The organism is Neobacillus sp. GCM10027624 (assembly GCF_042675345.1).
Lineage (GTDB): Bacteria > Bacillota > Bacilli > Bacillales > Cytobacillaceae > Neobacillus > Neobacillus cucumis_D.
Map to the genome: position 1 here is coordinate 208996 of NZ_JBHTHD010000023.1, position 12302 is coordinate 221297.

The window sequence follows — 12302 nt, forward strand, 5'->3', positions numbered from 1 at the left end:
GTATGCTTTATAAGCAAATGACAAGATGAAGAAATTCATGTATTAAACAGCTGCATCATCTGGTTCCCAGCTTCACACTAAAGCATATACCCTTTTGAAAATACCACTCCCCCCTGTAAAGAATATCTGTATTTCGATATTTTTTACAGGGGTGGGGTATTAGTCAGTAACCCGCATAACCTAAAAGTATATATCCCTCCAACCTGTTTTCGTTGGATAATTAAGACCAACAAAAACATTCCTTCAATCAAAAGTGCTATAAATAAATGATCTTCCCTTACATATTAGCAGCTTGTATATAGCTTGTTTACAACATCTTCAACAGCGTTTGGTTTCTTTGTTTAGTTGACAGCCATGTTTGTGTAGGACCTCCAAAACTGTTCCACAAATGTCTGACCATCAAATTAAATATTTACCAGCACTGACCACCCTATCCCTCCCATTCTAAAAATTTCCTCTTGTAATAAACATCCACTTTCCTCACAATCTAAAGCTTTTATATAAATATAAGAGGAACACACGTTTACTCACTTGGGTTTTTATAGAAAATTCAATATTTGAAGTGTTAAGAAGGATATCTCACCACTACATGTAACACGGCCTCTTCATCACCGATATTCTTATAAAGATGTTTGCTCGCAGCTTCAAACTTAATGGAATCAAACTGTTTGAGTTGGTATACCCTCTCCTCTACTTTAAAGCTGATATTTCCCCTCATTACCGTCACAAATTCCATTGCTCCTTTATGATGCGGCTCCGGCGAGTACATGGCTTGCGGTTCAAGAAATGCTCGATAAATTTCCATTGTTGGTCCATCTGTATTCCGAAAAACTGTCTCTACTCTCCATGTTTGATCTGGCCCATAAATTATAAAGCCCTCTCCACATCTCGAAAGATCGACATGATCGTCCATTACTAAAATTCTTGTTAAAGGGATCGATAACCCTTCTGTAATTTTCCATACAACTCCTAATGTGGGATTCGTTTCTCCCCTTTCAATCTTTCCTAACGTGAGCTTGCTAACACCTGTTTTTTCGGCAAGCTCCTCGAGGCTCAATTTTTGTTCGCTTCTAATTTTCCGAAGCAGCCCGCCCATTTGTTGAATTAATTTTCTTGTTTGTTCATCTTCTAATCCCTTCATTCGGTCCTCCATATTTATTGTATATTTTTATATACATTTTATTGGTTTTAATATATTATACTATACTGTAACTTATTTTAGGAGTGAGTCCTTTGTGGAAGAAGAATATTGTTGAATTTCCCCGATTATTATCGATTGGAAATATTTCAAATGGTTTCGTGGCCTGGCTATTCGGCGCAACTGGACCATTACTGATTGTTTTACAAGCAGCTTCGAAAGGCCACCTATCTGATTCAGCGATTACATCCTGGATTTTTGCTATTTATGGAATTGGGGGATTGCTATCGATTGGTCTCTCTATTTATTACCGCCAGCCGATTGGATATGCTTTTTCGATTCCTGGTGCAATTCTTGTCGGAGCATCCTTATCTCATTACACATTTAGCCAGGTAGTTGGTGCCTATCTCGTGTCAGGCATCGTCATTTTTCTTTTAGGAATATCTGGAATGATCGATAAATTAATGAAGGTCCTTCCTATGCCAGTCATGATGGGAATGGTTTCCGGCGTCCTTCTTCCTTTTGGTACAGATATGTTTCGTTCTGTTCTCGACAATCCCTTGTTAAATGGAATTCCTTTTCTAGTATTTCTTGTTCTTTCTTTTTTCGGAAAGCTGTCAAAAAATTCCCTCCCATTGTTGGGGCTATTCTCACATCTATTGTTTTATTAAAAGTATTACCAGGAATTCAAGTTCATGGTGTATCATTTTCTTTGGCGGTACCGCACGTGGTCTTTCCTTCCTTTAATCTCTCTGTGATGGGAGAACTGGTTATTCCGTTAGTGCTTACGGTCATCGCAATACAAAATGCTCAAGGAATTGCTGTTCTGGAGAGTACGAATTATCTCCCGCCCATTAATTCTATGACGAGATGGAGCGGGATTGGATCGATTCTCAATGGATTTATGGGCGGCCATTCTGCTTGTATTGCCGGTCCAATGACTGCATTATTAGCAAGTAAAGAATCTGGATTGAAAGAAAATCGTTATGCCGCTGCAATCGTATTAGGAATTTTGTCATGTTTATTAGCTGTTTTTGCACCAATGGCGGCAGCCGTTCCCCATTTGATTCCCTCCTCATTAATTAAAATGCTGGGCGGGCTGGCCATGATTAATGTCCTGATTGACTCTTTGAAGACGAGCTTTTCAGGGCGTTTTAAAACAGGTGCTTTATTTTCATTTTTGATTACGATTTCTGGAATTTCTCTCTTTCATATCGGGGCACCTTTTTGGGGATTGGTTGGAGGAACCTTATCTTCCTTCTTCTTAGATCGAACAGATTTAAAACCTTCTGCTTCACAGAATCAAACAACTCAATCGGTTTAATAGTCACAAAAAATGGCTTGGAGTTTCTGAACTGCCCCCTGTCAAGTAGACAGTGGAAATAAAAAGATATTAGGCGGCTTTAGCCCTGTATTCTAAGGGCTAAGGCCGTTTAGTCTTTTTTGTAATCGTTCATGATAATAAAAATGTATGTACTCCTCAATTAAAATTATTTCCATTTACATAATAAACAGTAATCTCATTATCAGCGCATCCTGGTCATCTGCTAGATTGCAAGTCTTATTGAAAACAGAACAATGATTATTTTTAAATGATAAATCCCCTTAAAATTCAGAGTACTATTTTTTCTATACAACGAGTAGACTTTCACGAATCGCTAGGCGAGACGTATCCCTTGCAATCATGATTTCTTCATTAGTCGGAATGACCAGCACTTTAACCGGTGAATGTTGATAACTAACAAACGTTTCTCTTCCGCTCACTTGATTGAGACCAGGATCCCAATACACCCCCATAAATTCCAGACCTTCCAAAACACGAGCACGGATCAGGTTACTGTTTTCTCCAATTCCAGCTGTAAAGATAATCGCATCAAGGCCCTTCATCTTTACCGCGTACGTCCCGATATATTCCTGAATTCTTTGTGCAAACACTTGTAACGCAAGCTCTGCCCTTTTGTGGCCTTTCTCCGCTGCCTCCTGAATATCCCGAAGATCACTTGAACAACCAGATATCCCGAGCAGGCCACTTTCCTTATTTAAAATCTCCACCACTTCCTCAGCGCTCTGACCCGTTTTCTGCATGATATAGGTGATCAGCGCTGGATCAATGTTTCCTGACCGCGTTCCCATCGTCACCCCTGCAAGCGGCGTAAATCCCATCGACGTGTCAATTGATTTACCTCCATCAATGGCCGTAATGCTTGCTCCATTTCCGAGATGGCAGGATACTAAACGAAGCTCCTTAAGAGGACGTTTCAACAATTCCGCACAACGTCCTGATACATATTGATGGCTTGTCCCATGGAACCCGTATTTACGCATTCCGTATCGCTGATAATAATGGTACGGCAAGCTGTAAAGAAAGGATTGTTCCGGCATCGTTTGGTGAAAAGCAGTGTCAAATACTGCTACAGAAGGGACTTCAGGCAATAATTCACGAAAAGCATTAATTACGATCAGGTTGGCTGGATTGTGAAGTGGAGCCAGCTCCGATACTTCCTCAATTTCTCTCAATACATCATCATGGATCAAGACAGATTCACTGAATTTTTCGCCCCCATGAACAACACGGTGACCGATTCCATCGATTTCTTCAAGTGATGAAATAATTCCTAAACTGGTCAGCTTATTCAACAGGAGTTTAACTGCTCCCAGATGGTCATTAATTGTTTGGACTACCTGCATTTTCTTGCCGAAAGCCTCAATCGTAAACATCGATTCCTTTAAACCAATCCGTTCCACCAACCCTTTCGTTATTAAAACTTCTTCGGGCATGTGTAATAGTTGATATTTCAATGAGGAACTTCCAGCATTAATGACAAGAATTTTAGCCATTTAATCATCTCCTTTAGTTGAGTATAAGAATATTCCATTTAAATTAAATCTTTTAACGACATTAAAACAACTATATTTTTTCGTTGAAATCAAGCGCTTTCAATAGTGCTTATGGTGAAAAATTTGATTTTCTCATTTTCTTTACTTAAACACTGGTTACACTTCGTTAAGTACGATTCATGTTGCTCTTCTATAATGCAACCGCAGTAAACGCAAACAATTGGTGGAAATAATTTTTGAAAGTTCTTAGAAACTTTCTGTTTCTTAATGACTTTTACGCTCATAATCATCTTCCTCACTGTTATTCGAAATTAGAGAGTTTGTACAAAAGAAATTAATCTATCACCAGCAAGCTACCTAACCACCTTCTCCGAACACATATCTCCGCCCTTCTGATCAATCGTCTTTTACCAGACTGTTTATTTAAATTTATTGTATAGTAGATTATTGTACTTATCAGAATTTTTGGACATAACTTACTATTCATGGATGAAAGAGAATAATAGGAGGATAAAGCAGCAGTTTTTAAGTTCATATAAACGAGGAAAGAATCCCTCTCGAATAAGAGGGATTCTTCCTTAATCAAGGAACGCCTGACAAAAATCATCGACTAACTTGTTGTCAATCAAATTGTAAATAAAAACTGCAGCCGCTTGTACTTGCAGTCTTCCAATCTCGAATTCACGGAACACAACATCATGACTGTCCGACCTCCTGCCTAATATGCTGAAGGTTGTCTTTTAAATTATGATGAAGGGAAAGAGCGCCATTTTCCCTTAAAATTTCTTTATTTATTCTTTGTCTTTTCGCTTCCGTTTTTTTATCAAATAAACGCCTGAAGGACATAATAAACTCACCTTTACATATAACATTTATTTACATCTTCACTCTTTTTATTCAGATATAAAAAATACAAAATAAAAATCTCCTTGATAATTAGGATTATCAAGGAGATTTCGTTTCTAACAATCTTATAGGTACTTAAATCCCCATCGAGATAAACTTATCTTCTAAATATTCATCAAGGCCTTGATGACCGCCTTCCCTTCCGACTCCACTTTCTTTCATGCCGCCAAACGGAGCTTGAGCAACAGTAGGAACGGCATCATTCATACCAATAATTCCGAACTCAAGGTCTTCTGAAACTCTAACAGCACGACTAATATTCTGTGTATAAAAATAGGCAGCTAACCCATACTCCGTATGATTAGCTAGTTCAATCACTTCTTCTTCTGAATCAAATGGGATGATTGGTGCAACAGGACCAAATGTTTCCTCATAGGTAATCAGCATTTCCGGACTTACTTCAGCTAGGACGGTAGGTTCATAGAATAATCCATCAGCCAATTCCCCATTCATCCTTTGTCCGCCACAAAGAATCCGTGCCCCTTTGTCCAAGGCATCATTGACCTGCCCCTCTACTTTTACTAAGCTATCTTGGCTTACAAGCGGTCCAACTTGTACACTTGGATCCAAACTATTTCCGACTTTAAGCGCTTGCACTTTTTCAACGAAAATTTCAGAGAATTTCTCAAGAATGGACCGCTGGACGTAGATTCGATTTGCACAAACACATGTCTGACCTGTATTCCTAAATTTGCTTGCAACAGCACCAGCAGCAGCTGCCTCTAAATCAGCATCTTCAAAGACGATAAATGGCGCATGGCCGCCTAGCTCCAATGATAGCCTTTTCAATTGTGCAGCTGACTTAGTGACAAGGTGTTTCCCTACTTCCGTGGATCCGGTAAAAGAAATTTTCCTAACTGCCGGATTTTCAAAAATTTCATCTGAGATGGGACCCGATTGACCTGTAACCACACTTACTACACCGTGAGGAATTCCAGCCATTTCAACCAATTTCCCAAACGCGATTGCACTGATTGGAGATTGGCTTGCAGGCTTCACAATTCCAGTACACCCTGCTGCCAATGCAGCCCCTATTTTCCGAGTCATCATGGCTAAAGGAAAATTCCAAGGAGTAATAGCAGCAACAACTCCGATTGGCTGGCGGATGACCATCAGTCTTTTGTTAGGAGCAGATGCAGGGATCGTCTCACCATAAATTCGGCGTCCTTCTTCTGCAAACCATTCTAGATAACTAGCTGCAAAAACAACTTCGCCTTGCGCTTCCGTAAAAGGTTTACCCATTTCCAAACTCATGATTTCAGCTAATTGATCTTTATACTCATGCATAAGTGAATGTAATTTTAATAAATATTTAGCACGCTCGGCTGCGGTTAATTTTGACCAGGATTTAAAGGCTTTTTCAGCAGCAGTGATTGCTTGGTTTGTTTCTAATCGTCCGCCGTTTGGAACAAGTGCAACAACTTTTCCTGTAGATGGATTTTTAACTGGAAACGTTTTTCCACCCTGTGAATGGATCCATTCTCCATTTACATACATTTTTAATTCAGTTAAATCAACTAATTCAAGTGTTTTAAACATAATTAAATCTCCTTTATTCCTTTTTACTCAAGTAGATTGCGGATTTAATAAATATGGAATGATCGTTAAAATCCAGATACGTTACTTCCATTGGTAGGATCCTCTTTAAGTGAAATCCTTTCATTTTTAAGTAGAAAGGCATATCCAAACGAAGCAATAGCACAAATAACGACAGGGATAATCAACGCTAGGGTGAAATTATGAAGCTTAGCAACTAATACCCCTGTAACAACCGGAGCAAGCCATCCTGACAGGTTCCCGAAAAGATTTTGCAGTCCAGCAAGCTTTCCTTCCGCACCCTTTGGAGCTACATCAGAAACCGTTGCCCATAGAATACCCGCTGCCAAGCCTTCACCACCGATGGCTAAAGAAATTAACAAAAGGGCTGTCATAGCATTTTCTGTATAAATGGTCGGAATAATCGCAAATGGAAATAACATTCCGATCGCTAAAATCGTTTTTCTTGCTTTGATTGAATTCCAGCCTCTTCTAATTAAGCTATCCGATAAAATGCCCCCAAGTATATTTCCTAGAAAAGACATAATCCAAGGAAGCATCGTGAAAAATCCGGCTTTTATAAGTGTCATATGCCGTTCAGTGACTAGATAAGTAGGGAGCCAAGTCATCATTAAGTAAGTAAGATAGTTATGCGCAAACAAGCCATATAACATTGGGTAAACATTTCTATGTTTGAAAAATTTAAATGGAGAAATGTTTAATTTCGGTATACTTTCTTTTTTCTCTTGTCCAGCCTCTATATAAGCTACTTCCGCTTCATTTGCGATACGGCTTTGGCTTGGGTGGTTTTTGAAATAAAATAACCAGAAAGCAAGCCAGACAAATCCTACAGATCCAATGACAACGAATGAGGCATGCCATCCCCAATTTTCGATAATCCATGCGAGGATAGGTGTGGTTATTCCAATGCCAATTGCCGTTCCAGAATTAAAGATCCCGTTTGCCATCCCCCGTTCGTGTGAAGGCAGCCAATCTGAAATAACACGAGTATTGGTTGGAAACGCCGGCGCTTCTCCAATCCCCATTAAAACGCGAATACCAATGAGTGCTCCAATCGTTCTGCCAAATCCTGTAAGTAATGTACAAAGTGACCACCAGACAATTGCGATAGAATACGTTAATCGGGCGCCCAGTTTATCCACGATCACCCCGACCGGAATCTGCATCAAGGCATAGGACCAAAAGAATGCCGATCCCAAAACTCCAAATTCAACTACCGAAATCGAAAGGTCCTTCATCATGGAAGGTCCTGCAATCCCCAGAATTGCCCTGTCCATATAATTTGTTGTTGTTGCAATGAAAAGCAGAACGACAACTAACCATCTTCCATTTGTTTTTTTCATAAGGCACCCCATCTTTGATATTAATATTCCCTGCATTTCCCCGTGTACATGTTGTTAACTAGTGTATTAGTAATATTTTCATAACATCAATAATTTCATATCCTGTTAGATTCTAAGATGAGTATCGAAAGAAATTCGAAGCTGTAAGGTGTATAGGCTGCTACTATCATAATGCTAAAAATCTTCCAAATCCCCGTAATAAGCCTTTTCAATAATCTTTTCAATATCAGAAGCTTTGGTTAATCTAGGATTAACAAAAACGTTTCCGCTCCTCATCGAATCTTCCACTAACTTCGGCAATAGATCTAATGAGACTCCCAAATCCTTAATATTAAGGGGAATTTTCATCGCTTGATTCATTTCAATAACCGTTTCAATGGCTTTTTCAGCAGCTTGGATAGTCGTTAATCCGCTGACACCTTTCCCTAAAGCGATGGCTATATCCTTATACCGATCGGCACACGCGGGCAAATTAAATTTCATCACAAACGGCAAGAGAGCAGCATTTGCAATTCCATGCGGAATATTAAAAACCCCTCCAAAAGTATGAGAAATGGCATGTACATTTCCCAAACGGGACTGCGAAAACGCTACTCCGGCTATCATAGAGGCAATAAGCATATTTTCCCTGCTTTCAATATCCGTTCCCACAAAGTAAGCTTTTTTTAAGTTTTCTCCAATCATTTTAATCGCCTGCATCGCAAATGCCTGGCTGACAGGATTAGCCGTCTTGGATGTATAGGATTCAATCGCATGGGTCAAAGCATCCATACCTGTTGCTGCCGTAATTTCCTGAGGCAGTCTTAATGTAAGGGCAGGATCCAGGATCGCTACATCTGAAAACAAATGGGAACTAAGAACACCTAACTTAAAGGACGTTTCTTTATTCGTAATAACGGTTGAATTCGTTGTTTCACTTCCTGTTCCAGAAGTAGTCGGAATCGCAATGATCGGGAGTGGTGGAATCGTAATCTTTCCCACCCCTTCATAATCCAAGATATGGCCTGGATTGACTGCCATTATGGCAATTCCTTTTGCCGTATCAATACTGCTGCCGCCACCTACAGCAAGGACAGCTTCACAGCGATGCTCCTTAAGAAACTCTGTTCCTCTATGAATGGTTTCAGCCGAAGGATTTGGTTCTACCTCATCGAATATTTGATAATCTAGATTAACCGCTTGGAGGGATCTTTCTATTCCTTCCAAAAGATTGGCTCCTCTAACTCCTCGATCCGTTACAATTAAAACGTTCGTTACCCCTAATTCTTTAACGATTTCTCCCGTTTTTTCAGAAACTCCATTACCGCTTTCCACTCGTGTCGGCATAAAATATGTAAACGGCATTAGTGACATTCAGATTCTCCCCTTTTAATAGTATTTTCATAGAGTTTATGCCCTGACTCTTACAAGGCTTTTCGAAGTAATTCTTCTAAACTACTTTGCGTTGGTACTCTTGGGTTATTGCGAATAAGACGATCAATTTGAAGTGTCTTCTCTGCGATCTCAGGAATATCGTCTTCTTTAATCCCAATATCTGAAAGATGTGTTGGCAGCCCAATCTCTTGAAGCAATTCCAATACTGCTTTTGAAGCTGCCAAAGCTGCTTCCTTATCGGAAAGTCTTTCAGTATCTATATCAAACGCTTTGGATATGTTGATCATTTTTTCTGTTTCTACGGAAGCATTATACTCCATAACATATGGAAGCAAGAGACCTGTGACCTCTCCATGCGGTGCCTTAACAAGACCGCCAATTGGGTATGCTAACGCGTGGGCTGCAGCTGTTCCCGCATTTGAAAAAGACATTCCCGCAAGTAGGCTTCCCAAAAGCATATTGGAGCGGGCCCCAACATTGCTTCCTTGCAGCACAGCAAGCGGCAGGTTTTTAGCAATCAGTTCAATCGCACGGTATGCAAGCGCATCACTGATCGGCATCGAACCTTGAAATAAGATATTTCCCTCCGCTTGAATATAAGGTGACGGTTTAGCGGTATAAGCTTCAATCGCATGTGCCAACGCATCAATTCCAGAACAGGCTGTTACGTATGCAGGAAGCCCTATTGTCAGCTCTGGATCAAGAAGGGCCACAGTCGGCCGCAGATAATTATCCGAAATGCCGACTTTTAGGTTATTCTCTACATCTGTCAATACGGCAACTGAAGTCACTTCCGAGCCAGTTCCTGCTGTCGTTGGTATCGCAATCAGAGGGGCAATCGGACCAGGAACTTGGTTTTCTCCGCCATAATCAAGCGGATGTCCGCCATGGGCAACCAACAAAGCGGAAATCTTCGCCATATCAATGCTGCTTCCTCCACCAAGGCCAATGACTGCATCGATATCCATTTGTGATTTAGCAAACTCATAGCAAGCAAAGGCGGATTCTACAGGCGGCTCCGGTACGACCAGGTCATAGACAACCGTATGGTAGTTGGCTTGTTCCAACAAAGATAGGACTCTGTCTAAAATACCAGCATTTTTGATTCCAGGGTCAGTAACCAACAGTATATTTTTTGCTTTTAAACGTTGCAGGATAGAGTCCAATTGCTGAATCGCACCATTTCCAAAGACAATTCTCTCCGTTGAAAAAAAATCCCATGTGTTTCTCATATCTTTCTGACCTCCGCAGTTATAAATTGATGACGACAAGTTTTTCATCGGTCATTTCTTGAATAGCATAATGTGGTCCTTCCTTACCAATCCCGCTATCCTTCACGCCTCCATATGGCATAACATCTGCACGATAGGTTGAGACATCATTGATGATGACACCGCCAAATCGGAGTTCCTGCGCTGCCCGCATGACGAGATTAATATCGGATGTAAACAAACCAGCCTGTAATCCGTATTTCGTATCATTTGCTTGAATGAACGCCTCATCAATATCATCAAACGGAAGTATATTGATAATGGGAGCAAACACTTCTTGGCAAACGACCTTCATTGTTGGCTTAACATCTATTAAAATAGTAGGTTCAAGGATTGATCCATTCCGTTTACCTCCATGTGCCAAAACTGCCCCATCCCTTAATGAATCCTGGATCCATTCTTCTGCACGTTTCGCTTCTTTCTCAGATATCATCGGTCCAATATCTGTCGCTGGGTCTGTTGGGTCACCGACTTTCAAACTTTGTGCGACTTTAACCGACTTTTCAACAAACAAATCGTAGATGTCTCGGTGAACATAAACACGCTGTACAGAGATACAGGCTTGTCCTGCATTCACATAACCGCGCGTCACACACAGCTCAACAGCCCTATCCAAATCAGAAACATCCTTGTGAATGATGTTTGGGGAGTTATTTCCTAATTCTAGGACAACCTTGCGAATCCCCGTATTATTCTTAATATGCCGCCCTACTCCTGGGCTGCCTGTAAAGGTGAACATCGAAATCCGTTCATCCTCTAATAGATATTGACCTGTTTCCTGACCCAATCCGTTCACCACGTTAAGAAACCCTGCTGGTAACCCTGCTTCGGACAAGATTTCTGCAATCTTGCATGCAATAAGAGGGGTTACTTCAGCTGGTTTCAACACGACTGTATTTCCTGCAGCTATTGCAGGAGCTACCTTATGTATGGTGAGATTAAATGGAAAATTAAACGGAGTAATCGCACCAATAACTCCTACCGGAACGCGGACGGTAAACGCCATTTTGTTCTCATTTCCAGGCTGTCCCAGTGGAACACCTGTCCCAGCGATTCGCTTTGCTTCTTCGGCTGAAGCAATCAAGGTTTGAATTCCTCGATCAATTTCCCCCCGAGCATCTTTCAATACTTTGCCCACTTCATGAACTAGAATCATAGCAAGCTCTTCTTTTCTTTCTTTGGCAATTTCAGCTGCACGCATTAAGATCTCATAGCGTTGAATGGTACTTAGCTTTTTGGTTTGAAATGTTTCAAACGCATTGGTTACTGCCTCAGAAACGATCCTTCTAGAAGCATTGCCGACCCTTGAAATTTCTTCTCCCGTATATTTGTTTACAACAGGGATGGTATTTTGATCCAGAATCCATTGTCCATTTATAAAATGTCCATAATTTATCTTATTTTCAAGTGCAACAGTGCTCATAACATTTTCCCCCTCTGACAATCAAAATCCGACATTAAAAGGCCGTAAATATTTGACATTAGTTAATTTTTCTTTCCTCATACGACTTCAAATGAAATATCCTATAAAGCGTTTACATTTTTATTAATTCTCCTGCTCAAGAAATTGACTAGTTTTGGATTAGAAACAATTCTCCTCTATCATCCTCCTCTTCGTTTTAAGAACATCCCCAAAAAATAATATATTATTTTATAGAAAATATACCACATAATATATAATTTTGTAAATATTTTTAAAAATTAAAATCTAACAATTTATCTAGAAAACCTATTAAAATAAGAAAAAATCTTTGTTTTAATAGGTTTCCTGAAAAAATTAATGATTTAATTTCTAAATATTTTAATATATTATTTTCAATAAATCATTAAAAGTGATATATTATTTTTAATGAAAAAGTTTTGTATTATCCTAAA

At 39.8% G+C, this 12302-nt stretch carries 10 protein-coding genes; 2 read left to right on the forward strand and 8 right to left on the reverse strand.

From position 1 onward, the window contains the following. Positions 1–565 precede the first annotated feature (565 nt). A complete protein-coding gene (locus ACFQZ9_RS27990) occupies positions 566–1141 on the reverse strand; it encodes a helix-turn-helix domain-containing protein (RefSeq protein ID WP_498946634.1) in 576 nt (191 codons plus the stop codon). Positions 1142–1233: 92 nt separating this feature from the next. On the opposite strand from ACFQZ9_RS27990, the gene ACFQZ9_RS27995 reads away from it, so the two are divergent. Both ACFQZ9_RS27995 and ACFQZ9_RS28000 read left to right on the forward strand, forming a co-directional pair. Further along, positions 1234–1809 (forward strand): benzoate/H(+) symporter BenE family transporter, encoded by a 576-nt coding sequence (locus ACFQZ9_RS27995; RefSeq protein WP_498946635.1) that lies wholly within the window; start codon positions 1234–1236, stop codon positions 1807–1809. Next, positions 1797–2462, forward strand: a complete 666-nt coding sequence (locus ACFQZ9_RS28000; RefSeq protein WP_498946753.1) for a benzoate/H(+) symporter BenE family transporter — start codon at positions 1797–1799, stop codon at positions 2460–2462. The genes ACFQZ9_RS27995 and ACFQZ9_RS28000 overlap by 13 nt, the downstream gene beginning before the upstream one ends. A 305-nt stretch (positions 2463–2767) precedes the next feature. Here the strand turns inward: ACFQZ9_RS28000 and ACFQZ9_RS28005 are convergent, their stop codons facing one another. The 7 genes from ACFQZ9_RS28005 to ACFQZ9_RS28035 form a co-directional block, all read right to left on the reverse strand. Beyond that, the gene (locus ACFQZ9_RS28005; RefSeq protein WP_498946636.1) at positions 2768–3976 is read right to left on the reverse strand and encodes an acetate kinase; all 1209 of its coding nucleotides are present in this window, start codon (positions 3974–3976) and stop codon (positions 2768–2770) included. A gap of 89 nt (positions 3977–4065) precedes the next feature. After that, on the reverse strand, positions 4066–4266 hold the full coding sequence (yhfH, locus tag ACFQZ9_RS28010) for a protein YhfH (RefSeq protein WP_498946637.1): 201 nt from the start codon (positions 4264–4266) through the stop codon (positions 4066–4068). A gap of 691 nt (positions 4267–4957) precedes the next feature. Next, positions 4958–6421, reverse strand: a complete 1464-nt coding sequence (locus ACFQZ9_RS28015) for an NAD-dependent succinate-semialdehyde dehydrogenase (protein WP_498946638.1) — start codon at positions 6419–6421, stop codon at positions 4958–4960. Positions 6422–6486: 65 nt separating this feature from the next. After that, entirely contained in the window at positions 6487–7782 is a 1296-nt protein-coding gene (locus tag ACFQZ9_RS28020; protein WP_498946639.1) for an MFS transporter, read from the reverse strand. 174 nt (positions 7783–7956) lie between these two features. Beyond that, positions 7957–9135, reverse strand: coding sequence for an iron-containing alcohol dehydrogenase (locus ACFQZ9_RS28025; protein ID WP_498946640.1), 1179 nt, complete (start codon positions 9133–9135; stop codon positions 7957–7959). A gap of 50 nt (positions 9136–9185) precedes the next feature. Next, positions 9186–10388, reverse strand: coding sequence for a hydroxyacid-oxoacid transhydrogenase (locus tag ACFQZ9_RS28030; protein ID WP_498946641.1), 1203 nt, complete (start codon positions 10386–10388; stop codon positions 9186–9188). 19 nt (positions 10389–10407) lie between these two features. After that, positions 10408–11850 carry an aldehyde dehydrogenase family protein gene (locus ACFQZ9_RS28035; RefSeq protein ID WP_498946642.1) on the reverse strand — a complete coding sequence of 481 codons (1443 nt, stop codon included), beginning with the start codon at positions 11848–11850 and terminating at the stop codon, positions 10408–10410. Positions 11851–12302 lie beyond the last annotated feature (452 nt).